Consider the following 25,629-nt stretch of genomic DNA (forward strand, 5'->3'; position numbering starts at 1 on the left):
CATCACCCTCCTTGTACAACGACGCGTCGCAGCGCCTTGTTCATCGCGATTTTGCCTATGAAAATGAGCGCAGCGAGCCATAATAGCTGAAACAGCAATCCCGTTGCTGCATCCAGCTTGGGAATGTTGCCGGTGTAGACGCGAAATGGAAAGTCGACGGTCCAGTGGAAGGGCAGGGCGTAGACAATCCGCTGCATCCAATCCGGCATAAGCGGTACCGGAATAATCATACCGGCGAAAAACTCGCCAAACACGCTGAACATCAGCAGAGAGCCAGCCGGCGACATTGTAATGAATACGGATATATAAATAAGCATGGAGATAGCTACGATCAGGAATAAGCCTATAATAAGCGAGCAGACGAATAGGAAAAAGGCGGCAAAGTCAGGCGGCAGCTCAAGCCTGTAGGGCTGGGGCAGAACCAGACTCACCAGCAGGATCGGCAGGCAGCGAAGCAAAGCGCTGGACAGCCGCTGGGCGAGCAGCTTCGCATACCAGAGGCCATAAATGCCGCTTGGCCTGCACAGCTCATAGGCGATATTGCCACTCGTAATGAGCTGAAACAGCTCATTGTCCCGCAGCCATAAGACGATGAAGGCAAGGAACGCTTGCTTAAGCCAGCAGTAGGCGACAACCTCCGAGAGGCTCATCTGCGGTGCGGCGGCACGGGTCTGGGCATAGAAGGCAACAAACACCATAATGAAAATAAAGCCGAAAAAAAACTGCGTCCCGATGCCTGCGTATGCGGCGGCACGGTATTGCAGGCCGTTGCTGAGCCGCAGTCTGAGTACGGCGTAATAAGGCTTAATCATAGTGCATACTCCTTATACATTTGCACGACAATGTCTTCAATGGACATGCTGCTATTGGACGGGTCTTGCTCAGCTGCTGAGGCAGGGGCCTGCTGGAGCCGCGAGGCTGGTGTCGTCCCGTTTGTGCCTTCATAACGGCTGCGCAGTCCTTGAACGGTGCCGTCATAAAGCAGCCTGCCTTTGCCGATAAGCAGCAGCCGGCTGGCGAGAGCCTCAATATCATTCATATCATGGGTCGTCAAAATGACAGTGACGCCTTTTTCCTCGTTGATCGTTTTAATGAACTGCCGAACGGCGATTTTCGATACGGCATCTAGCCCAATCGTCGGCTCATCCAGAAACAGCAGGCTGGGGCTGTGCAGCAGCGAAGCGGCAATTTCACAGCGCATGCGCTGTCCAAGACTGAGCTGTCGAACGGGAGTATGCAGCAGCGCTTGTAAATCCAGCGTTTCTACGAGCAGTGTCAGAGTAGATCGGAATTCCAATGGAGGAATGCGATAGATGTCGCGCAGCAGCTCGAAGGAGTCCTGCACCGGAACGTCCCACCATAGCTGCGAGCGCTGCCCGAATACGACGCCGATATTTTTCACATAGGCAACCCGTTCCTTCCAAGGCGTGTACCCCATAATCGAACAAGTCCCGCTATCGGGCACGAGAATCCCGCTCATCGTCTTAATCGTTGTTGATTTTCCCGCTCCATTCGGTCCAATATAACCGACAATTTCTCCGGAGCCAATCGTGAACGAAATATTTTGCAGCGCCTCCACGACCGTATATTCCCTTCGAAAAAGCGATTTTACCGCATGCGCCAAGCCCGGCGGCCGCTTCGACACCAGGAATGACTTGCTTATTCCGTTAACCTCAATCAAGTGCTTTCCTCCTCACGTTGTTAAAAATATTAAGAATTTATACGTTTCCCCCGTACGCTTCGCTTATATTTCTCCGACAAAGCTCTTCGTTCGTCCCAAAAGGACAACGAAGTCGTTTTTGCTTGAATGACAGGGAGAAGATAATATCATTTTATGGGAAGCGCTGTCAATCCATTGTTATAAAAGTAATTTATGGTGATCCTGTTGTAAATGATAACGGTTATCAACTATGATGGATAATAAATAACGTTATTGCCTATTGCGCAAATGAGAGATAGGGAGTGAACAAAGTGCTGCAATTGAATGAGCATACCGCCTTATGGAATCGCGCTTCGATTAAGCTGCTGGATATAAGACGGACGGTATTAGGTACAAATGAGGAACTGCGGGCTTACCGCATTCCGTCGAGCTTTTTTTTATATGTGCTCCATGGCCGTGCTGAGGTGGAGCTGGACAGCGCGACCAGCAGCATGAAGCGATTTCACGTTTTGCACGGCGGCAAAGGGGCGTGTCTGGACATCAGGCCGTCAGCAGAGCCATTTGAATATGTCATTGTATTTTATAAGGCAGTTATTCCGCTTCCCAGCAGGCAGGAGATTTTGGATTTGCTGCATAAGCATCGCCCCTTCCAGCTGCAATATAGCTTGGTGCCGCATTCTTCCTTAAGTTTATTTGCAAAAATCGAAGAGCTGGAGCGCAGCTGGGAAAATGGCGGGGAGCTGGAGCATTTCCACGCTAAAGCTTTATTTTATCAGTGTGTGTACGAGCTGCTATGGCAGCTTCATAGAGATGGCATACAGCTGGCGCGGGCCGATCTGGTCTCGCAGGCGATTCGTTATATGGAGGAGCAATATGCCAGTGCGATTACGCTGGACGTTCTTGCTGACCTGCTCGAATGCAGCGTAGGCCATCTCGTTAAATTATTTAAGAGAGAGACTGGTGTTAGCCCGATTCAATATTTAACGAAGATCAGGCTAAAGCACGCCAAGGGGCTGCTGCTTAACTCAGAAGCGACCTTGGAAGAAGTAGCGATATACACAGGCTATCCAGATAAATATTATTTTGGGCGGATGTTTAAAAAACATATCGGTCAGTCTCCAATTCTGTTTCGCACACAGAGGGGACAAATCGAAAGAGGAGCAAAAAATCCAGCGCTTGGGCGCATATTCTCCATTGGCAACGTTAGCTCCAGGCTTTATAGTGTTGATGAGAATTATTATCAACGTGGAAAAGAAGGGGAGTTAGCTATGTTTAGCCATAAAAAAATGCTGGCCACGATGCTCATCAGTTTGACCCTGTTTTTGAGCGCCTGCTCAGGTGTAACGGCACCGCAGGGAGCTGCCTCGGGCAATGCTGGAAGCGTACAAGCATCAGCAGAGCAGAAGTCGCCTGAGAAATCGTCGCAGGCTGATGCGGTAAGTGGAACACGGATTATTAAAACCATTAAAGGAGATATAGAAATACCTAATCAAGCACAGCGCGTCGTGGTGGACCTTTATTTGGGCAGCTTTATTGCGCTTAATGTGAAGCCGGTTGGCACGCCGCAAAAAAATCTCGAAAATCCCTACTATAAGGCCGAGCTTGCCGGCGTAGAAAATATCGGTGAATACGAAAGCATTTCGCTAGAGAAAATTTTGGAGCTGCAGCCGGATTTAATCGTTACCGGCAATGAAATGGCTTATGAATCCTTTAGCAAAATTGCGCCAACCGTGCTAGTGCCCTTCGGCAATTTGAAAACGGTACATGAAGAAATTGAATTTTTTGGACAAGTGCTGGGCAAGGAGCAAGAGGCGGCGGCATGGCTTGCCGATTTTGATAAGCAGATTGTACAGGCGCGCGAGCAGGTTGCGCAGCATGTGCCAGCCGAAGCGACGTTCTCCCTCATGGAGGATTGGGGCAAAACAGTAGGCGTATTCGGTGATAATTTTGGACGTGGCGGACAGGCCATTTATCATGCGCTTGACCGCAAGCTTCCGCCCAAACATGCAGCGGAGGTCATGAAGGAGCAGGCGCTTGAAATATCGCTGGAAATCTTGGAAGAGTATGCGGGCGACTATATTATTTTCACCTCCGAGACGCATACACTTGAGGATTTGAAGGCAGATTCGATCTGGGGAACACTCGATGCTGTTAAAAATGATCGGGTCTACATCTGGCATGGCGATAAATCCTGGTACTTTGATCCAATTGCCACATCGGCCCAATTGGAAGAGCTCACCGCTTGGCTGGTAAAACAATAACGCGTCAACCTACATCACACATCAATAGTAAACAGAGCAAGAGAGGAGCCGTTTTCTTGCTCTGTTTTTTTGTTTGCCAAGATGACTAGGCGAAGTGTTCAGAATCAGTTCAGTTATATTTTATATAATGAATTATAAATGACGCGAAGTAGATTGTACGCTCAAAGAGGTGATGGAGCAGATGATAATCAAAATAGCGCTCGTATCCGATGCCGAAGCCATTGCTGCGTTGAAGCAAGCGGCGAGCAGAGGTCAGGCTGGGCGATTCGGAATGTATAGGGTGGAGACTTCAAATACGTCCTTAGCGGCTATAAGGGAGCAGTTTCAAGATCATATTTTTCTCAAAGCGGTTGTAGAGGACGATTCTATCATTGGCTCGATCCATTTGCATGTGCGGGGGGAGGTTCCATATATCGGCGGGCTGATCGTACATCCAGAATACTTGGACAGAGGCGTAGGGAAAGAGCTGCTGTTGGAGGCGGAAGCGCTGTTCAGGCTAGGCCAGCAGCTTGAGGCTCCGCAGCTTCTTGATGAGGAGCAGGACTATCGTAAAACAGCTTTCGTCTATAAACGCTTAATCCGGTTTAATGGATAAATACGGAGTGTAATAGGTGTCCGCTTGGCACAAAAGCTCATGAGAAACTAAAAAACAGCTGCAAGCTGGGTCTGAAAAGACCGATGCTTGCAGCTGTTTGCTTATGCTGGCTTATTCAGCGCTGCCAATCGTTTCTCCTTGAATGGGCTTAATGCCGCCTTCCCATTTCACGGCAATTGCCTTTGAGGTGAACAAGTCATCCCCGTCAGACAGCTGAAAATGCAAATGGGCCTCGCTGGAGTTGCCGGAATTGCCTGTCAAGCCAATGACATCGCCTTTAGTGACCTTGTCGCCAGCCTTTACAGTAGCGGAGCCTTTTTTCATATGGGCGAGATAGCTGTATTCGCCTCCATGATCAATGACAACCACATTGCCGGCAGGCGCCTTTTCATTCATGACGCCAACGGGCTCGTTATCGGCTATATCGTTAACAACCGATACGACTGTACCGTCCGCAGGGGCTAGAATTTCCTGACCGAATGCGAAGTAGCTTTCATTTTTCAATGGATCGCCTTCATAGGAATTACCATCCTTCGCCTGTACAAAATCATAAGCGTAGCGCTGACTCTCATATTCATAGTGATAATTGACTAGCACATTGTTGCCTCCCCAAATGACAAGCCATTCCCCGCGAAAGGGCAGGCTATAGCTGTTTTTGGTCAGCAGGCTGTCTGTTTCCGTTGCAGGGGTGAGGTCCTTTACTTGCAGCCCAACAATCGTGCCCTCCATATCAAAAACGCCGACGATTCCCTTCGTCCCGGAATCGCTCACCCATGTGCGCTGCTCGGCGCCGCCTTTGTTCAAAATAGAGGTGTTTTCGAGCGACTTAACGCCGCTCATGAAGGATTCGGCCATTTTTATAAAATCAGCCTCGCTAACCTGCCCCTTGAAAGATGCGCTAAAGCGTTCATAAATTCCCGTATAGTCGCCTGCAAGCAATGCCTTCGGTAATTGCTCCGGCGTAACCAGCGCTTCACCTGCATTCGTTGCTGTCTCTGAAGCAACTGGTGCACTCGAGGCAGCACCTTCTGCCTGATTAGCAGCTGCGGGGGAATTTGTTGCCCCGCTATTGCTTGTTGCCGCTGTATCCCCGCCCCCGCAGGCCGTTAAAATTACGGCAAGCGTGCCTACAGCAGCCGCCCATTTTACGGATGTGCCTGCTTGCTTGATCATTGTAAATGATGGTTTCTTCATAGTTGACTCCTCCTCATTATCCTTATCGTCTATGCTCATATAATAGCAAGCCACTCTTAGTAGTAATGAAACAGCGGATTAACACGGCCTTAACTTTCGCATCAAGCTGGTATGGCGAATTAAGCTTCCGTTAAGACGGCATACCGTATTTATTCAGGGCTATCATGCTATGATGTAGAAATAGCGCAAAAAAAAGCACAGGTAAAGAAGGGCGGCGGCATAATGGAAAATGCAGCGATTTTGCTTGTAGATGATGAACAAGCGCTGCTGGAATTATTGCAAACGGTACTGCGCAAGGAAGGCTATACGAATATTGATAGCGTGGGCACAGGTGAAGCGGCGATTGCTGCCTGTACGGCGAAAAAATATGATCTGATCGTTTTGGATGTGATGCTGCCGGGGCGCAGCGGAATCGAGGTATGTCCATTTATTCGGCAAACGACAGATGCGCCGATTTTATTTTTGAGCGCGCGCACTTCCGATTTCGACAAGCTGACCGGCTTTGCCATCGGAGGGGATGATTATATAACAAAGCCGTTCAATCCGCTTGAGGTGGTGGCGAGGATAAGGGTGCAGCTGCGGCGATATTTGGGCGCGTCAAGCTCAGTAAATAGCGGCAGAGCGGTGGAGCTGGAACGGGAGCGGGGACATGACAGCCCTGTTTTCGATTATGGGCGATTTACATTGGATGAAGCAGCGGGCGAGCTGAAGGTGGAAGGGCAAGCGGTTGCCTGCCCGGCGCTTGTATTTCAATTGCTGCTGTTTTTATGTAAAAACCCGAATCGGATTTTCAGCAAAAGCGAGCTGTACGAGAAGGTTTGGGGCGACGACGCCTTCAGCGACGATAATACCGTCATGGTTCATATTCACCGTATTCGGGAACGAATTGAGCCCGACCCTGCCAATCCGATATTTATCGTTAATGTGAGAGGACTTGGCTACAAGCTCGTTCAAGGGCTGGTGCAGGAGAATGGAACGCGATGAATATGCGGCGGCAATTGACGATAAGATTTATTCTGCAATTGGGAATAGCGGGCACCATTGTATTGCTTATGTCGGCTGTAACGGTAGTCTGGATGCTGCAAAAGTTTAACGAAATTAGCATTACGCGTGATTTTGCCAGCGTTGGGCTGGAGAAGCTAGTCGAATCGTCAGAGCTTGGAGCGGAGGGAATCCGATTTGATGCGAGCTTGCTAAACCAGGTGAAGGAAAATGGCGGCTGGCTGCAAAGCTTGGACGAGCTCGGGCAGGTGGAAAGCTCCTATAATACGCCTGCGGATGTTCCCAAGCACTATGGACCGGGCGAGCTGGTCGCTTATTGGACGGAAAAGCAGCCGTTTGCTTATCATTTGGCCGTATGGATTCAACAGAAGGATGGAAGGCTTTACACGCTCGTTTATGGAGCGCCGAATTATATCGGGCCGGTATTAGCACAGGTGAAAAAAGGTGGATTTCCAGCGCGGGACGGTCGGCTTATACTTCCTGATGCGTTGGGGTACGAGCTGAAGAGGGGCCAAGTGTACGTGCAACTGCTGGATCAGGAAGGTACGGAGCTTGCTTCCTATAATAAGCCAGATGCCATTCCGGAGTACTATTCCGTTCAGGAGCTGGCACTACGGACGATCTACTCTGAAAGGTATGGCTATATTATTCAATCCTCCTACAATGAGCAGACGAAGCAAACATGGATTGTGGGACAAAAAAATATTGGAGCAGGGGGCTCTGGCAAGCAATCGCTCATTCCAGCCGAGGCACAAATCGTCATTGTTGGCGTTATTGCCATGTTCGCTGCGATGCTGATCCTGTTCTTGCTGCTGTCGCTCTGGCAAGCACGGCGGTTTGGGGCGCCTTTGCTGCATATGCTCGTATGGCTCGATGCGATTGGCAATGCTGTTTACCAAGAGCCACTGGATCGTAAGGGCTTGCCGCGCAGCCGGTTGCCTTCTGGCAAGTGGCGTCGTCGATACCGTGTTTTTGCTGATGTCATCACATCCATTGATAAGCTGTCTGCTGCTTTACAGCGCGAGCAGGAGATGCGGAGGCAGACGGAAAGCTGGCGGGAGGAATGGATCGCCGGGGTGACTCATGATTTGAAGACGCCCTTGTCATCCATTACGGGCTATGCCCATCTGCTCGCAGAGCCCAAATACGAGTGGTCGCAGGCGGATGTGCGCAAGTTTTCTGCTACGATGCTGGAAAAATCGGCGCATATGGACATGCTGATCAGCGATCTGGCGATGACCTATCGCTTAAAGACGGGGATTTTGCCACCCGATATTGAGGAGGTGGAATTAAGTGGCTGGCTGCGGGACACACTGAAGCTGGCTGCGGATGATCCTCTGTTTGGCAAAGAGCGAATTCGGTTCCAAGCATCTACTCAGAAAGGCGTGTGGGTTCAGCTCTATATCCCGTGGCTGGAGCGTATCGTTAACAATATTGCTGCAAATGCGCTTTTGCATAATGCACCGGATACGGTTTTAAGCGTCTCTTTGATTGTTGCGAATGAGAAGAAAAATGAAGGCATTACGATCGAATTTGCCGACAATGGCGGCGGAATGGATGAGAACACGCTGAATCGGCTGTTTGAACGGTATTATCGCGGCACGGATACCGCCTCTTCGCCAAATGGCTCGGGGCTTGGAATGGCGATTGCCAAAGGGCTGACAGAAGCGATGGGCGGCCATATCTCGGTCGTAACGACTTTGGGGCAAGGCACAATCATTCGACTTGTTTGGAGCGATTTAATAGTGAAGGAGTCAGCTAGAGCTGGCAGTGGAGCTTCAGACACGCCCTAGAGAAGCTTTAACGGGTAAAATGACAGTGGGGCTTCCTTTCGATCAGGGGGAGGGGCAAATGGTGCAAGACAAGGCTGGATGCATAAAGCGTCTAGCCTTTCTTTTTTGGCAGGAAATGCTCCTGTCACCTTTTATCTTATTTTGGCGTTGCAATTATTTACATAAAATTAGCGAAATATGCCTTTGGGCTGCCTGAGAAGAAAAAACGAATGGTAGAAAATGTGACTCGTCAGTATTTTCCCTGCTTAAAATCGAGTTTTAACACAAAATCATAGATTTATATATCATTCGATGTCATATGTCACTTCTTATAACTTTTGAAGAAACTTAACGTTACAATGGACGAATTGAATATTTTTTTGCATTATTATCAAGAAAATTCTTTTAATATGCAGGGGAAACAGGTAAAATGAAAAAAACTCATTGTCGGTGTAACTCGATAGTGCGCGGTCGCGGTAAAGCGGCAGTTTTCAAAATATAAGAATGTATAAGCTTCACACTTGTACTCCGCTTATATTTCTAGGGCAAGGCTCCTCGCACGTCCTAGAAGGACGACGAGGTCGTTTTTGCTTGAAATATTAAGAATGTATAAGTTTTGGACTTATATATGGACTTATATTTCTCGTGGTGAAACGCGCTGCGCCGCCAAAGGATGGCGACAGCCGTTTCACCTTGTGCAGACCAATTTAGAGTGAAGGAATGATTTCGAAGATGACAGTTGTTGTTGCAGAAGAAACATTAAACCCTTATAAAATTGCCCAGCAGCAGATTGATACCGCAGTTGCCCATCTGAAGCTGCCTGAGCATGTGACTCAAATTTTGAAGCATCCGATGCGCGTATTGTCGGTTAACTTCCCGGTTCGTATGGATGATGGTTCTGTGCAGGTTTTTGAAGGCTACCGTTCCCAGCATAATGATGCGATTGGGCCAACTAAAGGCGGCATTCGTTTCCACCCAGACGTTACGCTAGATGAAGTAAAAGCATTGTCGATGTGGATGAGCTTCAAATGTGGCGTTGTTGGCTTGCCTTACGGCGGCGGCAAAGGCGGCGTTATCTGTGATCCTCGCAAAATGAGCAAGGGTGAGCTGGAACGTGTAAGCCGCGCATTTATGGAAGCTATTGCCGACTTTGTTGGACCGGATAAAGATATTCCTGCTCCAGACGTGTATACGACGCCGCAAATTATGGGCTGGATGATGGACACGTACAGCAAGATGAAAGGCAAAAACTCCCCAGGCGTTATCACAGGCAAGCCGCTTATTATCGGTGGCTCCAAAGGTCGTAATGAAGCAACGGCGCAAGGCTGTGTTTATACGATTTTCGCAGCGCTTAAAGATAAGAATCTTCCGGTACAAAATGCGACTGTAGCCGTTCAAGGCTTCGGCAACGCAGGAAGAATCGCAGCTCGTCTGCTTAGCGAAGCAGGCTGTAAAATCGTAGCGATCAGCGATTCGCGCGGCGGCATTTACGATCCAAACGGACTGGACTACGATAAAATTTCCGATCTTAAAGACAATGCGTCCATTTTGGACTACGGCCAATCGTTCGTTATTTCCAATGAAGCTTTGCTGGAGCTGGATGTTGACATTTTGGTGCCAGCTGCGCTGGAAAATGTAATTACAGCTGTTAATGCAGACCGCATTCAAGCAAAAATCATCGCTGAAGCCGCAAACGGCCCAACGACGCCGGAAGCAGACCGCGTTCTGTTCCAGAAGGGCATCGTTGTTATTCCTGACGTCCTTGCAAATGCAGGCGGGGTTACGGTATCCTATTTCGAGTGGGTACAAAACCTGATGAATTACTACTGGAGCGAGGCTGAAGTGCTTGAGAAGCTAGAGACGAACATGATTCAGTCGTACGTGGCTGTTCGTGATTTGGCGAAAGAGCACAGCACTGATCTTCGTACAGCAGCTTATATGATTTCCATCAAGCGTATTGCTGCTGCAATGGAAGCAAGAGGCTGGGTGTAGAACGGACGTTTAGTGCCGCTCTGCCTGCAATCATTTTTTTAATTTATATTATGAGGTGGCGATACACATGGCTGAACAAATTCGCATTGGCATCGTAGGTTATGGCAACTTGGGCCGCGGCGTGGAGCTTGCCATCAAACAAAGTCCAGACCTTCGTCTGGATGCTATCTTTACTCGCAGAGATCCAGCTTCCATTCCGTCTGAGACGAAAGCTTATTCGATCGAGGACGCGGAAAAATTCACGGGCGACATTGACGTTATGATTTTGTGCGGCGGCTCGGCAACCGATTTGCCGGAGCAGGGTCCAGCTTTTGCCCGTCTTTTCCATACTGTGGACAGCTTCGATACGCATGCTCGCATTCCTGAATATTTTGAGCAGGTGGATGCGGCTGCGAAAGCAAGCGGCAAAATCAGCGTCATTTCCACAGGCTGGGACCCGGGCTTGTTCTCCCTTAGCCGTTTGCTGGCGGAAGCGATTTTGCCAGAGGGCAAGGAGTATACGTTCTGGGGCAAGGGCGTTAGCCAAGGCCACTCCGATGCGATTCGCCGCGTCAATGGCGTGAAGAACGGCGTGCAATATACGATTCCCGTTGAAGAAGCGGTCAATCGTGTGCGGAGCGGGGAAAATCCTGAGCTCACAACGCGTGAGAAGCATCTTAGAGAGTGTTATATCGTAGCAGAAGAAGGCGCGAATCAGGAAGCGATTGCTGATGAAATCCGCAATATGCCGAACTATTTTGCCGACTATGATACGGTTGTGCATTTCGTAGACGAAGCGACGCTGAAGGCAGAGCATTCGGCAATGCCGCATGGCGGCACCGTGCTGCGCAGCGGCAAAACCGGAGTTAACAGCACGCAAATTATCGAGTTCGGGCTGACGCTCGACAGCAACCCTGAGTTCACAGCTAGCGTGCTTGTCGCTTATGCGAGAGCAGCTTACAAGCTTGCTCAAGAGGGTGGGGCTGGCGCGAAAACCGTCTTTGATATTCCGTTCGGTCTGCTATCGCCGAAATCCGCAGCCCAGTTGCGTAAGGAATTGCTGTAATTCGTTCATCTCAGACTAGCTCGTAGCTATTTCGCTAGTTATTAACGCTATAAAACACAAACAAGCCGTCCTTCAGCCGTTTATTGTGCGAAAGGGGCGGCTTGTTTTTGTTGTGTTGGCACGGAACAGCTGGATTGGCGTGTTGTGAGCAAGCGTTACTTCGAATGGCATATATCGCATCCGTGACAGAGCAGATAGACGCCAAGCTTATTGGCTCAGTTGGACTAAGCGTCCTTGCGATCAGGCAAAGGCAAAATACCCATTTTCACCAGCTGCTCCTGCAAATCTGTGTAATCAGACATGATGTAAGCGGGAGCATGCTCCGTTAACGGCTGCACCTGACGGTGATTGAACCAAATGGAAGTCCAGCCAGCTTGGAGGGCGCCTACTACATCATTATTCCAAGAGTCGCCTATGTAGATGCAATTTTCCGGCAGCGTGCCTGTCTGCTCATTCACCCTTTTAAAAATCCGCGGGTCGGGCTTGTCCCAGCCGACTTCGCCGGAAATGAACTGACGGTCACGCGGTATCAAAGCGTCAATATCCATCGCTTCGATTTTGCGGCGTTGATGGGCGCCTGCTCCGTTGGTAATGAGGCCAACGATGTACCCGGCTTTTGCAAGACGCTCAAGCATGGCCTTTGCCCCCGGAAACATCACGATGTCGTATTGGCAGCCAATGTAGGCAGCCTGCATAGCTGCCGCCTGCTCGCCTGTAAGTGCTACGTCGAACTCGCCTAGTGCCAGCTGGAAGCGGCGCGTCCGCATCAGCTCCGTCGCCGCCCCAGCCTCAAGTGCGCCAGCGCCGCCCATTTGCTCGGATAACACATCGCTGTAATGCCTCATGCGGCGGTAGGCTGCTTCATAAGGGAAGGCTTCGCTAAGCTGAAGCACTTCTTGTACTGCTTTCGTGAAAGGAGGCAAATGATCATACAGCGTATCATCCACATCGAAAAAGATGCCTTTTTTTAAGCTAATATCCATCATGGCGAGTTCTCTCCCGTTTTTGTCTATTTCATTGTCAGTTCCTCTAATAGTACCCCAAGTCGTCCTCGCCCTGCTAGCGGCAATTGTGTTTATACAGGCGGAGCTCCTCCCGAGAAGCGTGTGAAAGCTTATAAAGCTTTTTTTGCAGAAGCTGGCGGGCAAAATAGTACAGCTCAACATCGCTGGCATTTTTACTATGGATGAGGTCAATGATATCGCGGGTCAGCTCTGTATTTGGCGGGCGGCATTCATTGGCATTCATTTTCGAATAAACTTTCGGCTCCCAGCCCATTGCTCTCATAAACAAAAATTGCGATTCCGCATACAGCTCTGTAATGCCGGTGAATGAAACATGCTGCTTCAGGCTTCTGGTCGCTTTGCTTAAGTCGGGAGTTGTGCTCCATAGCTCTCCGCTCAGAAAGCGGGTTTGCAAGTTTACATATTCGGGATCAAAACGCGGATTATTCAGAAACTCCTCGAACGTAAGATAAGGATTGTAGTAGTCGAGATAGTTTTTATTTTTGTATTTAAAATAAAAGAAGGAGGCGATCTGCTCCACTGGATCACGCAGCATCGTCACGTATTGGCAGGGGCGACTAGTAGCTTTGTGAAGTCCAAATGGGAGGTGGCCGGATAGCGCATCGGCCTGTTGGAGAGCTTGCCGCAGTAAATCAGGCTTATCTGCTACCTGAAAATAGTAGACAGCGTTCGGGCAATGCTCGTTAATCGCCTGCGTGAAGGAGGTACCTCCTGTTTTTGGAATGTGTATATAGAGCAGCAAAGGCTCCTTGGCTGTTCTCATTATTTTTCACCTCACCTTATTCTTGAAAAACGAGCTGATGCCTTCGGCGCTTATAAGCAGCCGTTGTCTCTTAAATAATCCAAAATGAGGCGGACGGATTCCTTAAGCGTATGCCTGTCGCTTTCGATGATGATTTCAGGCTGCTCCGGCGCTTCGTAATCGGAGGAAATGCCTGTGAAATCATGGATTTTACCGGCGCGGGCTTTTTTGTACAGTCCCTTCGGGTCTCGTCGCTCACATTCGGCTAGCGGGCATTTGACATAAATCTCAATAAACTCATCCTCGGAAAAAAAGGATCTGACCCGCTCGCGATCGGCTCGGTAGGGGGAGATGGCAGCGACCAGCGCGATTAATCCGGCATCGGAGAACAGCAGGGCGGCTTCGCCAATGCGGCGGATATTTTCACTGCGGTCCTGCTGGCTGAAGCCGAGCCCCTGATTTAAGCCAAGCCGCAGATTGTCCCCATCCAAAACATAGCTGTGCATATGGCGCCTAAACAGCTCACGCTCCACTTCGAAAGCTAAAGTCGATTTGCCGGAGCCTGACAAGCCGGTAAACCATAGCACGCAGCTTTTATGCCCATTTTGCTGCTGCCGCTCGTTCTTGCTTACTTGGGGAGAATGTCGCACAGTAGGGGGTGTTTCATGTTTCATATATCCACATCACTTCCGAAAGGGTGTTACAGACCTTTTTATACTAAATTATGTTGCGCTGCGGCAAGCGTTCGTACAAAAACACAAAATCAGGCACAATAGCCTGTGCCTGATTTTGTGGGGTACGGAACTTCCTCTCTATGTCCGGCCTTGCTGGCAGACTTGCGGGCTCCGGTTTGACCGTCCTACTAGTTAAATCTAGTGAGGCTAGCGCAGTAAATACCCGCCGTCGGGATGCAGCGTCGTGCCGGTCGTGTAGCTATTCGTCATTAAATAGACAACCGTATGGGCGGCCTCAGCCGCTTCTCCAACCCGCCTCAGCACATTCATATTTGTGTAAGCATCATAGGAGGCATCGCGGGTTGCTTGCTCGGCCCCCTCCCAATTAAATGCCGTATAAATCGTGCCTGGCGAGATGACATTAGCTCTAATTTTCTTCGGTGCAAGCTCGACAGCGAGCGCTTTGCCCAAGCTTTCAATTGCGCCATTGCAGGCTGCATAGGAGGCTCCATCCGCAAGCGGCCGTTGGCTGAATGCGCCCGACATGAGCACGACGGAGCCGCCCGGCTGAAGATGAGGAAGCGCGTATTTCACCGCATAATATTGCGGCCAGAACTTCGCCTGAAAGCAGCTTTCCGCTGTCGCTTCATCCGAAGTGATTGGCCCCCGCACATAAGAGGCTCCTGGGGTGAACAGGTGGTCGAAGCTGCCGATTTGTTTGAAAAATAGTTCGAGCTGACGGTTGTCGCGATTATCCAGCGCATACGTCTCAACCTTGTCGGAGCAGAGCAACTGCCGGGCGGATGCCAGCTTCTCCTTGGAGCGTCCTGCAATGATGACGGATGCTCCTTGTTCAAGTGCCTGCCGAGCTGTCGCCAGGCCAATTCCCGAGCTGCCGCCAATAATGACGACGCGTTGATTTTTCAAAGTGAAAGCGGTCATAGGTAAACCTCCTGATTTTTATCGTTGGGCGAATATCGCCGCTAAGGTTATTATTGGAGACAAGATAAACGTTGCCAAGTACGCATTTTTTTCGTACATAGTCCGAAATTTCGTACCATCAGTAAGCAGGCGGGAGTATGGCGGCGGGTGTGCAGGATAGGCATTTAACTGGTATGATGGTAGAGAGAGGAGTAGACTGGGATGAATTTACAAGAGCCGAGATTGGCAGGAGTTATTGCAACGCTGGAAGTAATCGGAGGCAAATGGAAGCCGCTCATCCTGTTTATTTTACTCGTAGAAGGTACGAAACGGTTTGGCGAGCTGCGGCGGTTAATAATGGGTGTATCGCAAGGTACGCTTGCGAAGCAGCTTCGTGAGCTGGAGGAAGACGGGCTTGTGCAGCGTGAAATATTTCAGGAGATCCCGCCTCGTGTAGAGTACAGCCTGACCGAGCATGGACTTAGCGTGTCGGCAGTGCTGGACAGCATGTGCGGCTGGGGCAGGAAGCATGCCCGGTTTGTGAAAGAGCTGGAAACCAATAAGGCCACGGATTCCCTCCAGCCAAAGGCATCAGCCGAAGCGACAGGGAAGACGGACCGGACATATGAGGAGATGAGTTCAAATGCAATTTCGTAATTTAGGAAGAAGCGGTTTGAAGGTCAGCGAGATCAGTCTGGGAAGCTGGTTGACATATGGGGGCTACGTGGAGCGGGATAACGCCGTCAAAGCGATTCAGACCGCCTATGGTCTTGGCATTAACTTTTTTGATACCGCCAATGTATATGAGCGGGGCGCAGCCGAGAAGGTAATGGGCGAGACGCTGCGTGCCTATCCTCGTGAATCGTATGTGCTTGCAACAAAGGTGTTTGGCAAAATGGGAGATGGGCCCAACGATCAAGGGCTGTCACGCAAGCATATTACAGAGCAGTGTCACGCCAGTCTGAAGCGTCTTGGCGCGGATTATATAGATCTCTATTACTGCCATCGCCATGATCCGAATACGCCGATGGAGGAGACGCTGCGCGCACTGGATGATCTGGTTCGCCAGGGGAAGGTGCTCTATGTCGGCATTAGCGAGTGGACGGCGGCGCAGATGGCGGAAGCCCATGCGATTGCGGATCGTTATTTGCTGGATCGTATTATAGCGAATCAGCCAATTTACAATATGTTCAACCGTTACATTGAGAAGGAAGTCATTCCTTTCGGAGAACGAGGCGGTATTGGTCAAGTGGTGTTCTCGCCGCTGGCACAGGGCTTGCTGACGGGTAAATACAGTTCGGCAAGTGAGCTTCCGGCGGACAGCCGAGCAGCCAAGCTGGAGAACATGCGCAAAAACGTGACCGACGAGAAAATTGCCAAGGTGCAGCAGTTGGGCAAAATCGCTGCGGAGCTGGAGCTGTCGGTTGGACAGCTGGCACTAGCCTGGATTTTGCGCCAACCGAACGTATCTAGTGCGCTTGTGGGCGCGAGCCGCCCGGCACAGGTCGAAGAGAATGCCAAGGCGGCAGGCGTGAAGCTAAGCGCTGACGTGTTGGAGCGGATTGAGGAAATATTGGCGTAATATAGAAAGTTAAGATAAAGAATCTAAATTAAAGAATCTAAATTAAGAACTCTAAATAGAAGAATCTAAATTAAAGAATTGAAAAGCAGGCCGTTTGGGGTTATTCCCAGGCGGCTTTTTTATTTGCGGACTGACGTTCCGCTATTGTGGCCTTTTTGCCGATTTTAGCTGCTAAGCGGACAGGAGAGCCGCTATCGCTAGCCTAAATCTGATGAAAGGGGGATGGACGGGGTATTAGCTGCTCCTGAGTCCGCAGTCGCTATCTAAACCTATGATTTTGCCGTAATAGCTGCCGCTGTGTCCGCCAAGGCTAGCTTTTTCAGGGGGGAATCCCATTCGAGCGTTCCGCCCGTGCGATTGTTGGATTTGTTTAAAAGATTGTTCTATTTTGTCCATTGCTCTTTGTTAGAATAGGAGGCTAAAATGAATAATATATTGAGAATGAATATCAACTTCAATTTTAGGAGGAAGAAGGGTGACAGAACAGCTAGAATTATACGATGTAACGATTATTGGCGGCGGTCCGGCAGGATTATATGCTGCTTTCTATAGCGGGATGAGGGACATGAAGACGAAGGTGATTGAAGCTCAGGAGGAGCTAGGCGGACGGATGCTCATTTACCCGGAAAAAATGATCTGGGACGTAGGAGGCGTCACTCCAATTTTATGCGAGAAACTCATTGGACAGCTCAAGCAGCAGTCGCAAACCTTCGATCCGACGGTCGAGCTTGGGCAGCAAATTCGGAATTTGACGAGGCTTGAGGACGGCACTTATATGCTTGAAGCATCTACGGGGGAGAAGCATTGGACGCGTACCGTTATTTTGGCGATTGGCCGGGGCATCTTGAGGATGGCAAAGCTGGAGCTTGAAGGTGCTGAGCGCTACGAAGTGTCCAATTTGCATTATACCGTGCAGGAGCTGGAGCCGTTCCGCGGCAAGCGCGTGCTTATTTCCGGGGGCGGCAACTCGGCTGTCGATTGGGCGAATGAGCTGGAGCCGATTGCGGCACAGGTGACGGTCATTCATCGTCGGGAGTATTTTGGCGGTCATGAGAAAAACGTCATCAGGATGAAGGAATCCTCTTGCGAGGTACGCACGCCATGGGAGGTTACGCAGCTAACCAGCAGCGATGGATCAACAATCAGCAAGGTAACGGTGAGACATTTGGAGACGGACGAAACAGAGCAGCTGGAAGTAGATGCGGTCATCGTTAATCATGGGCTTAAATCCGATTTCAGCGGTATTAAAGATTGGGGCATCGGTATGGATGAGTGGTGCGTATACGTCACTTCGAAGCTTGCGACCAATCTGCCGGGCATCTTCGCCGCGGGCGACTTTGCTTCCTATGACAGCAAGCTGAATCTGATTGCCGGAGCATTCACTGATGCCGCGCTGGCAGTGAACAGTGCGAAGCTTTTCATCGACCCGAAGGCGGATGGGGCTGCATATGTATCCTCGCATAATTCCCGCTTTAAGGAGAAAAACCTGGCTCTCGGTGTTAAAGAAGAGGATGCTTAATGAAAGTAAGAAAATTAGACAGTTTAGGATGTGAAAAATGATGCTGCACTCTTCGGCTGAGGCTGGCCTGCCGCAAATCCAGCATAGCTTCTATATGCCTGTGCGGCTGCTGGAGCTTCCGCAAGGTCTGAAGGAATTACAGCAGGAGGAGGAAGTGAGGCCGCTCTACCGGATGCTCATCGTATGGGGCGGGGAGGGTGCGCTTTATATTCATAACTATTATCATGAGCTGTCCCGAGGCAGCGTATGGCTTAGCGGCCCCGCGCTGCCTAAGCTGCAAATAGAGCCGCGTATGGAATTGCGCGGTATCCTGCTGGAATACAGCTGTATTCCAGCTGCTGGGGAAGCAGGAGCTGGGCTTGAGCATGCTGCTCCGCTGCAGCGCTGTCCAGCTGTCATACTGCGGCTTGCCAGCGAGCTGGCGAATGTGTGGAGCGCGCATGATCCCCTTTCGCCTTTTCGCGTGCAGCAGCTATTTACAGAGCTGCTTGCAGAGCTGCATAGGGAGCTGGAGAGCCGGCAAAGACCCGCCAATTCGTGGCTGGAGCAAGCAGAGGCGTATATTGAGCAGCATTTCAGCGAGGATATAACGCGGGAGCAGATGGCTATTCGGGCCGGAGTCAGCCCGGAGCATTTTTCCCGAATGTTCAGGAAGCATATGGGCAGGACATTCAATGCCCATTTAACAATGTTTCGTATACGGAGTGTTCAGCAGCGTTTGCTGGCGGGAACAGCTCCTGATCTTGGTACGCTGGCGCAGGACGTTGGCTACAAGGAGGGCGTCTATCTCAGCCGTAAGTTTAAGGAAGGCATAGGCTTGTCGCCAACCGCTTATTTGCACAAGCGCAAACGGCTCGTTTCGCTGAATTTGAATCATACCGCCAGCCTACTGGCACTCGGCATTATTCCGGAGCTCGGTGTATATACGTCATGGCTGGAAGGGATGCGGGGAGGCATGCAGCCGCAGCTGTGCCAGAGTCAGAACGGAAGCCGAAGTCGAAGCGGGAGGGGGAATGGAAACGAGAACGAGAACGAGAACGAGAACGGAAGCTTTAACCCCTACGGGCATACGCCGCTTACGTTTTACGAGGCAATTGCGGCAGCTAAGCCGGATGTCATTATCAACTATAGCGGCGCAAAGGAGAATAGGCGGCTGCTGCCACTTGCTCCAGTCATTGAGCTGCCCTTTCGGACAATGAGCTGGCGAGAGCAATTTTTGCTGATTGCTGGCATCGTAAATCGCAGGCAGCAAGCGGAGGAATGGCTGCGGCAATACGATGAGCGGATTTATGCTATTAACCGCCAGCTTGATCGAGAGCTGGGTAGCAGGGGGACGGCGATCGTCTGGGAAATCGGCCACAATACCGCTTATTGCTTCAGCAGCAGCTTTGGAAGAGGCTGTCAGATTCTTTACGATGATATGGGCTTTCGCCTTCCAGCACCGTTACTGGAGCAAAATATTTCCGCCAAAGGCTTCATCGAAGCCGGCATTGAGATGCTGGCCGCCTATCCGGCGGATCACATTTTTATAACAGGACTGCCCACTTATGCTGATGATAAAAAGCGGATGCAGCGTTTGTTCCAATCGACAGGCTGGAGAAAGCTAGACGCTGTGCGCGAGAATCGCGTACATATTTTGCAAGAGTCGGAGCTGTTCTGCGGGTATGATCCTTTGTCTTCGCAGGCACAGCTAAGGGAGCTTGCCAGCGTACTGGCGCCGCATCACAAATTTGCATAGTGCCAGATCATTTTAAGGCATAGTCATTTGCTCGCTTACACGTTAAAGTTTAAATGAGAATGATTATCGACATAGAATGAGGGGGATTTACACGTGTTTCTGAAAAAACAAGACCGAAATCATAAGCGCAGCATGGCTGCTATGCTAGTTATGCTAGTTATGCTGCTGCTTTGCGTAAGCGTCTTTACAGCATGTGGTGCGGCAGCAGATTCGAATGAGAGCAGCAAGGCGAATGCAGAGAGTGAAGCGGCGGCGCAGTCATCGAGTGAAGCAAGTAGTGCCGGGGCTACAGAAGCAACACCGGAGGCGAGCGCTGAGCCTAACGCAGTCAAAACCATTTCTACCGTAAAAGGGGATATCGAAATTCCCGCTCAGCCGAAGCGGATCGTAGCCGAAGAATATTTAGGCAGCCTAATTTCCCTTGACGTTGTGCCAATCGGTGCGCCGGGATTAACGCTGAAAAACTATTATTTTAAAACGGCGCTTACCGGCGTTGAAGATACAGGCGAATATGGCAAGCCATCTGTAGAGAAAATTGCAGCCTTAGCTCCTGATTTAATTATTACGGGCAATGGAGATAACTACGAGCTGCTGAGCAAAGTCGCGCCTACCCTCTTTATTCCTTATGGTGATCTCAAAAATGCGCATGAAGAGCTGACCTATTTCGGGAAAGTGCTGGGCAAAGAGCAGGAGGCGAAGACGTGGCTGGAGGAATTTGATCGCCGCATCGCTGAAGCGAAGGCGAAGGTTGATGCGGCCATTCCGGCAGACGCAACCTTTTCTATTTTTGAGCATATGGAGAAGTCGACCTATGCCTACGGAGACAATTTTGGACGTGGCGGTCAGCCGGTCTATCAAGCGCTTGGACGCAAGCCTCCAACCGATGTAGCCGAAGTGATTATGGAGAAGCAATGGGCCGAGCTATCAGCAGAAATCGTTCCGCAATATGCCGGGGATTATATTATTATGACCTCGAACATTTGGACGGCAGCTGATTTTGAGGCTGATCCGATTTGGAGCAATCTTCCGGCAGTGAAAAACGGCAAGCTGTACGTATGGCCGGAGGAGCGCTCTTGGTACTACGATCCGCTTGCGGTGCTGGCTCAGACCGAGGAGCTTGCGGACTGGCTTACTAATGGCAATTAATCATTAGCTGGATGAAGCTTTCAATACGAGAAGCCGCACGAAAAGCCGCCGAAGCAAGTTCGGCGGCTTTTTTTAACATTTGACCCTTAAAGGACTAATTCTGCTTGGCTTGCTCCGTGAGCATGCTTACAATTTCCTGAATTTGCAGCTTCAAGGATACGGGATCATTCCCCCAGAACAATTCAGGGTCAAGATTGAACACGCGATTATTTTTGACTGCAGCTAATGACTTCCATAGCCCTTGGTTGCTGCCCCAGACTTCGGAAATCATTTCTCCCTGATCCAGGAAAATATAATCGCCGGCATAATCTTCAATGACCTCATAGGAAATTTGGCGATAAGCCTCCTTGCCGATCATTTCTTGCTTCTGCTTGTCAGGAGGAGTCAGCTTCAAATGCGTATAAATGGCTTCGCCCCCGCGATAGCCGCCATCTCCATAAATGTAGAAGCCGCTATCCACAACGAAGACACCCATGAGCGAGAAGGTATCCTCAGGTTTAATGATGTCAACGAGCTTTGCCCGCTCCTGTGCAACCAGCTGGTCAAAATCAGTCAGCCACTGCTCAGCAGCCGCTTCTTGGCCCACAGCAGCCGCAAGGAAACGCAGGGTCTCATGAATATCGGTGTAGGTGCTGTACGGTAAGGAAACGGTTGGGGCAATTTTATCGTATTGCTCTAGAATTTTCTCGTCGCTGGTCCAAGTTACGATGACATCAGGCTTGAGATCAAGTATTTTCTCAAGATTGCGTTCGCCTGTGCTTTCAATTCCGTCAATTTGGTCCTGAATAACTTTATTGTCCAGCTCCCAGGTTGTGGAGCCTATAGGCTTGATGCCCATGACGAGCATTTCCGGCAAATAGCCGTCCGTTACGACACGCTGCGGTTTAGCAGGCACCTCAACGTCACCGCGAAGCGTTTTTACGATGCGGGTCGTCGCTTCGACCTCTGCGGAAGCTGATGGTGAAGGAGATGGAGAAGCGGAAGCCGCAGCAGCAGTATTGCTGCTGTTATTGCTGCCACCTGCCGAGTTGCCGCAGGCAGCGAGCGATAGCGCGAGTAGGAGCAACACAAACATTTTCGTAGCTTTATGTAATTGATGCATATAATCCTCCGATAAAATAATAATGATTATCATTCGCGATGATAATGCTATTATAACGGTAACGGAAGAAAAAGGTCGATGTGATAAAGTTGGATATTTGGCTGGGAAAATTGTTGGATTTATTCGTCTGTCGTCGCACCTGCGGCACTTTCAGCTAGAAGAAGCTCCACCATAATATCCAACTGCTTCTCGAGCGACACCCCGTCGTCCATCCAAAATTCATGCAGCTTCAACAGATAGATTTTACTGCCTTGCTCATTTACGAGCTGCTGCCAGAAGCTGCGCCCCATCAGCTTGTTTCTGAAGGCTTCCGTGTCATCGGCAGATACGATCAAAAACATATGCTTGGCGGTATAAGGCAGCAAATGCTGCTCCTGCAAAGCCAGATGGCTGTTCGCTTCAATGATTTCCCTCTGGATAGCGGCGGGCGGCTTTAGACCAAGCAGCTTATATAGAATAAAGGCGGCTCGGACGGGCGGATGAAGAATCATCCATGAGTCCTCATATCTCAGCTCATATAAGCCGAACGTATCCTCAGAAGAAAAATGCTGCTCAAGCCGCTGCTTTGCTGCTGCACCCTGCTGCTGCAGGCGGGCTATCCAATTTTCAGCCTCGGCTGTACGGCCAAGCAGCTTGCCGATCATGCGTACCTCCTCCAGCTTGTCCATTTCACCCCATGGAAGCATGATGACGGGAGCGACTTGCTCAAGCGCCTTCAGCATATAAGGCATGTTGTAATGGTAAGTAGGTGCAATAATTAATTCGGGTGCAAGCGTTCGAAGCTCCTCGACCTGCTCGATGTCCGCAAGCTCTACGATGCCGGGCAGATAGTCCCGCAGCAGCGACGAAGAACGAAGCACCTCGCGCGGCGCGGCGAGCGGCTGAATGCCTACAGCAAGCAGGGCTCCAACAAATTGCATGCCCACGATGCGCGTTGCATGCTTTCTGCTGCGAAAGCTGCTGGGTGACAAATGGGCAATTTTTTGAAACGTTTTGCCCAAATAGGAGCCGTCGGCAAAGCCGGTTTTATAAGCGATTTCCTGCATTTTATCGTTGGTGAGCAGCAGCAGTCGCTTGGCCTCGTCTATGCGTATTCGGTACACATATTCGGCGAAGCTCCAGCCGGTTTCCTTGCGAAACAGCGAGGAGAAATAGCTCTCGTTGAAGCCGGCCATTTTTGCCAAATACGATCGGCTGAGCGGTGAGCGGTAATGCTGCTTCATATAAGCGAGCACCTGATGAATGGGCTTATCCTTTTTTAAATAATGGTTGCTATACAAATCGCGGGCAAAAAGCACATCCAGCAGCTGATGCAGCATAAGATGCAGCTTTGGCGTATTTTGAATAGAGGCTGTCAGCTTGACCACCTTTATTATCTCATCAAGCAGTCCCGCAGCTTGGCGCGGAAATTCGAGCAGTTGTCCATGCTCAGGCAGCTGCTCGTTATATAACTCATAAATCAAGCGGCTGTTTCCGCGTTCGGCCATTCGGTAGCTGTTGAATGAAATGCCGTAGACGGGCTCGAACGGCTTGCCATCAGATCGTCGTATATGCGGCTTGCTTTCTGCATGCCGGAGCAAAATCGCCTGCCCTTTCTCTACTGGATAGGCATGGCTCTCAGAACCGACTATGATAGCCTCGCTTGGTATGATGATGGCTGGGAAGGCTTTAAAGGTAAGGACGGACGGGCTCGTCGTCCCACTATCTGCAAGCAGAGAAGCGCCTAGCAGCTCATAGGTAATGGGGTTCATAGTTAACCACCTGTATTTTTATTTGCTACTCAGTCTATCATTGCTGGCTAAAGAGTACAATTCACATTTATGCTTTTCAATAGGGCTCGATACTGATACAATTGTAAATGATAACGTTTCTCAATAAAGGCGGGGAATAACGATGAAGCATACGTTGGAGGCCCAACATATCGAGTCTTTATATAATGAATGGATTGGTGTAGAGCTAGGCGTTCCGGTGGAGCAGCTAGCGGATACGGTAAAGCTGCCCGAGCAATGGGGAGACGGCTATTTGCAGCGCACGCGCCTGCGGCCGGGCATGGAGCTGCATACGATTGATGTGAAGCTGCATGAAAATCATATTTTTCATATTGATGTACAGTATCCGCATTTGGAAATTTCATTAACGCAGCATGGCAACGGCTGTTGGTCGATCAAGGGCAGGCGCGGGGAGCGAGCGATGGGCTCGGGCGGGTCGCAAATGATCTATTTGCACGATACGCGCATCCATTTCGAGCAATTGCATTCAGACCGACTAGCCCATATGGAGCTGCGGATTGATTTTAGAATATGGAAGCATTTATTCTCTTATTTTCCTTGGCAGCCTGGCGATACGTTTTATTGCGAGCAGCAGCAGCTGACACCGGAAATAAAGCAGGTATTCGATCAATTGAAAAACTGTTCGTATACTGGTCCAATCCGGCAGCATTATTTGGAAGGCAAAGCCTTTGAGCTAATTGCGCTGTTCTGGTATGGGCTGGAGCAGAAGAGCGAGCTGGAGTGTGTCGCCTCACGTCTGAAGTCAGCCGATGTGGAGCGGCTCCATCAGGCGAAAAACATTTTGTACCATAACCGCACCAACCCGCCAAGCCTGCTTGCGCTGGCACGCCAGACGGGGCTAAATGATTTCAAGCTGAAGGCTGGCTTTAAGGAGCTGTTCGGCACAACGGTATTCGGTTACATTCGCGAGGAGCGAATGAGAGAGGCGAAGCAGTTGCTGGAGCAGGGGAGAATGAATGTCAGTGAGGCGGCGATTATGGTCGGGTATACGAATATGAGTCACTTTGCCTCGTTGTTTCGGAAAACCTTCGGGATAAATCCGAGTGAATATGCAAGGCAGCAGAGCCGCTCGGTGTGAGTAGAACGCAGTTTAAATCGTATAGGAAGGCCGAAGCCACGGCGACGTTAACGTTAGAAATGACGATAGCGGACAGGGCTTCGGCCTTTTTTTATATAAGAGGCTGTTAGGGGGATGCTTCTCCGTCCACCGTTAGGAATAATCCGTCCAGAGGTAGTTCAATTTAAATAATAATGATAATGTTTCTCAATAGCGACGTTGTAAAGGGAGGATTTTCGTTTGAAGATGCAGGAGCTGATTAAAGACAGAAGGACGATTCGGAAATTTAATACAAAGCCGCTTTCCCAGGAGACCATTCTGGAGCTGATGAATGTCGCGGTGTGGGCGCCAAATCATAAGCTGCGCGAGCCATGGCGCTTTATTTGTGCAGCGGACACGGAGTCGAAGGCGAGGCTGTCAGAGCATATCGTAGCTTCGCTGTCGGAGCTCAAGCGCTATAAGCTGATGCCAAGCAAAATTAAGCAGATGTATAAGGATAAAATCCAGCAAATACCTGCGATTTTGTTCATAGTCGTGAAGGAGGAGAAAAGCAAGGTGAAGCGCGATGAGGATTTTGCTGCGGCATGTGCCTTGATTCAGAACCTTCAGCTCTGTGCTTGGGAGCAGGGCATTGGCATGGTATGGTCGATTGATGAGATTTTATGCGGAAGCGCGCCCTTTGTCAGTGCGTTAGGCGTTCGGAGCGATGAGCGCATCGCCGGCATGCTGTATTTAGGGTATTACGATCAGAAGCCTGCACCGGGCAACCGCACTTCTGCTGATAAAAAAATGACGTGGCTGTAAGCGCCCCG

Annotated in this window: 21 protein-coding genes and 1 pseudogene; 13 read left to right on the forward strand and 9 right to left on the reverse strand. The window is 50.1% G+C overall.

The genetic code is table 11. The features are described 5' to 3' along the window. Positions 1-2: 2 nt before the first annotated feature. A complete protein-coding gene (locus V5J77_RS03220; RefSeq protein ID WP_338554353.1) occupies positions 3-812 on the reverse strand; it encodes an ABC transporter permease in 810 nt (269 codons plus the stop codon). After that, positions 809-1,681, reverse strand: a complete 873-nt coding sequence (locus tag V5J77_RS03225; RefSeq protein ID WP_338554354.1) for an ABC transporter ATP-binding protein — start codon at positions 1,679-1,681, stop codon at positions 809-811. The genes V5J77_RS03220 and V5J77_RS03225 overlap by 4 nt, the downstream gene beginning before the upstream one ends. Positions 1,682-1,962: 281 nt before the next feature. Here V5J77_RS03225 and V5J77_RS03230 point away from each other — a divergent pair, with 281 nt between their 5' ends. Then, positions 1,963-3,921 carry an AraC family transcriptional regulator gene (locus V5J77_RS03230; protein ID WP_338554355.1) on the forward strand — a complete coding sequence of 653 codons (1,959 nt, stop codon included), beginning with the start codon at positions 1,963-1,965 and terminating at the stop codon, positions 3,919-3,921. 181 nt (positions 3,922-4,102) lie between these two features. Continuing rightward, positions 4,103-4,516, forward strand: coding sequence for a GNAT family N-acetyltransferase (locus V5J77_RS03235; protein WP_338554356.1), 414 nt, complete (start codon positions 4,103-4,105; stop codon positions 4,514-4,516). A gap of 111 nt (positions 4,517-4,627) precedes the next feature. On the opposite strand, the gene V5J77_RS03240 is transcribed toward V5J77_RS03235, so the two are convergent. Next, positions 4,628-5,710 (reverse strand): M23 family metallopeptidase, encoded by a 1,083-nt coding sequence (locus V5J77_RS03240; protein WP_338554357.1) that lies wholly within the window; start codon positions 5,708-5,710, stop codon positions 4,628-4,630. A 222-nt stretch (positions 5,711-5,932) separates the two neighbouring features. On the opposite strand from V5J77_RS03240, the gene V5J77_RS03245 reads away from it, so the two are divergent. The 4 genes from V5J77_RS03245 (at position 5,933) to V5J77_RS03260 (ending at position 11,521) form a co-directional block, all read left to right on the forward strand. After that, the gene (locus V5J77_RS03245; RefSeq protein ID WP_338554358.1) at positions 5,933-6,694 is read left to right on the forward strand and encodes a response regulator transcription factor; all 762 of its coding nucleotides are present in this window, start codon (positions 5,933-5,935) and stop codon (positions 6,692-6,694) included. Beyond that, positions 6,691-8,505: a HAMP domain-containing sensor histidine kinase gene (locus tag V5J77_RS03250; protein WP_338554359.1), complete on the forward strand. Its 1,815-nt coding sequence runs from the start codon at positions 6,691-6,693 to the stop codon at positions 8,503-8,505. The genes V5J77_RS03245 and V5J77_RS03250 overlap by 4 nt, the downstream gene beginning before the upstream one ends. A 711-nt stretch (positions 8,506-9,216) precedes the next feature. Next, positions 9,217-10,476: a Glu/Leu/Phe/Val dehydrogenase gene (locus tag V5J77_RS03255; RefSeq protein ID WP_338554360.1), complete on the forward strand. Its 1,260-nt coding sequence runs from the start codon at positions 9,217-9,219 to the stop codon at positions 10,474-10,476. 67 nt (positions 10,477-10,543) lie between these two features. Next, on the forward strand, positions 10,544-11,521 hold the full coding sequence (locus V5J77_RS03260; RefSeq protein ID WP_338554361.1) for a diaminopimelate dehydrogenase: 978 nt from the start codon (positions 10,544-10,546) through the stop codon (positions 11,519-11,521). 224 nt (positions 11,522-11,745) lie between these two features. On the opposite strand, the gene V5J77_RS03265 is transcribed toward V5J77_RS03260, so the two are convergent. The 4 genes from V5J77_RS03265 to V5J77_RS03280 all read right to left on the reverse strand — a co-directional run bounded on the left by V5J77_RS03265 (position 11,746) and on the right by V5J77_RS03280 (position 14,904). Then, entirely contained in the window at positions 11,746-12,504 is a 759-nt protein-coding gene (locus V5J77_RS03265; protein ID WP_338556526.1) for an HAD family hydrolase, read from the reverse strand. 76 nt (positions 12,505-12,580) lie between these two features. Then, positions 12,581-13,309, reverse strand: a complete 729-nt coding sequence (locus V5J77_RS03270) for a sulfotransferase family 2 domain-containing protein (RefSeq protein WP_338554362.1) — start codon at positions 13,307-13,309, stop codon at positions 12,581-12,583. Between the two features lie 50 nt (positions 13,310-13,359). Further along, a complete protein-coding gene (gene cysC, locus V5J77_RS03275) occupies positions 13,360-13,962 on the reverse strand; it encodes an adenylyl-sulfate kinase (RefSeq protein ID WP_338554363.1) in 603 nt (200 codons plus the stop codon). A 207-nt stretch (positions 13,963-14,169) separates the two neighbouring features. Next, on the reverse strand, positions 14,170-14,904 hold the full coding sequence (locus V5J77_RS03280) for an SDR family oxidoreductase (RefSeq protein ID WP_338554364.1): 735 nt from the start codon (positions 14,902-14,904) through the stop codon (positions 14,170-14,172). Positions 14,905-15,105: 201 nt separating this feature from the next. On the opposite strand from V5J77_RS03280, the pseudogene V5J77_RS03285 reads away from it, so the two are divergent. The 5 genes and pseudogenes from V5J77_RS03285 to V5J77_RS03305 form a co-directional block, all read left to right on the forward strand. Then, a pseudogene (locus tag V5J77_RS03285) lies at positions 15,106-15,408 on the forward strand (helix-turn-helix domain-containing protein); the annotation flags it as partial. A gap of 118 nt (positions 15,409-15,526) precedes the next feature. Beyond that, a complete protein-coding gene (locus tag V5J77_RS03290) occupies positions 15,527-16,465 on the forward strand; it encodes an aldo/keto reductase family protein (RefSeq protein WP_338554365.1) in 939 nt (312 codons plus the stop codon). 475 nt (positions 16,466-16,940) lie between these two features. Then, positions 16,941-17,984 carry an NAD(P)/FAD-dependent oxidoreductase gene (locus V5J77_RS03295; RefSeq protein WP_338554366.1) on the forward strand — a complete coding sequence of 348 codons (1,044 nt, stop codon included), beginning with the start codon at positions 16,941-16,943 and terminating at the stop codon, positions 17,982-17,984. Positions 17,985-18,021: 37 nt separating this feature from the next. Continuing rightward, entirely contained in the window at positions 18,022-19,722 is a 1,701-nt protein-coding gene (locus tag V5J77_RS03300) for an ABC transporter substrate-binding protein (protein WP_338554367.1), read from the forward strand. Between the two features lie 93 nt (positions 19,723-19,815). Further along, positions 19,816-20,868: an ABC transporter substrate-binding protein gene (locus tag V5J77_RS03305; RefSeq protein WP_338554368.1), complete on the forward strand. Its 1,053-nt coding sequence runs from the start codon at positions 19,816-19,818 to the stop codon at positions 20,866-20,868. A gap of 94 nt (positions 20,869-20,962) precedes the next feature. Here V5J77_RS03305 and V5J77_RS03310 read toward each other — a convergent pair whose 3' ends face one another. Next, the gene (locus tag V5J77_RS03310) at positions 20,963-21,970 is read right to left on the reverse strand and encodes an ABC transporter substrate-binding protein (protein WP_338554369.1); all 1,008 of its coding nucleotides are present in this window, start codon (positions 21,968-21,970) and stop codon (positions 20,963-20,965) included. A gap of 119 nt (positions 21,971-22,089) precedes the next feature. Further along, complete coding sequence (locus tag V5J77_RS03315) at positions 22,090-23,721, reverse strand: helix-turn-helix domain-containing protein (RefSeq protein WP_338554370.1); 1,632 nt, start codon at positions 23,719-23,721, stop codon at positions 22,090-22,092. Between the two features lie 142 nt (positions 23,722-23,863). Between V5J77_RS03315 and V5J77_RS03320 the strand changes: the two genes are divergently transcribed. Beyond that, positions 23,864-24,838: an AraC family transcriptional regulator gene (locus V5J77_RS03320; protein WP_338554371.1), complete on the forward strand. Its 975-nt coding sequence runs from the start codon at positions 23,864-23,866 to the stop codon at positions 24,836-24,838. A 225-nt stretch (positions 24,839-25,063) separates the two neighbouring features. Beyond that, positions 25,064-25,621, forward strand: a complete 558-nt coding sequence (locus tag V5J77_RS03325; protein WP_338556528.1) for a nitroreductase — start codon at positions 25,064-25,066, stop codon at positions 25,619-25,621. Positions 25,622-25,629: the final 8 nt, after the last annotated feature.

It is taken from the genome of Paenibacillus sp. KS-LC4, assembly GCF_036894955.1.
Lineage (GTDB): Bacteria > Bacillota > Bacilli > Paenibacillales > Paenibacillaceae > Pristimantibacillus.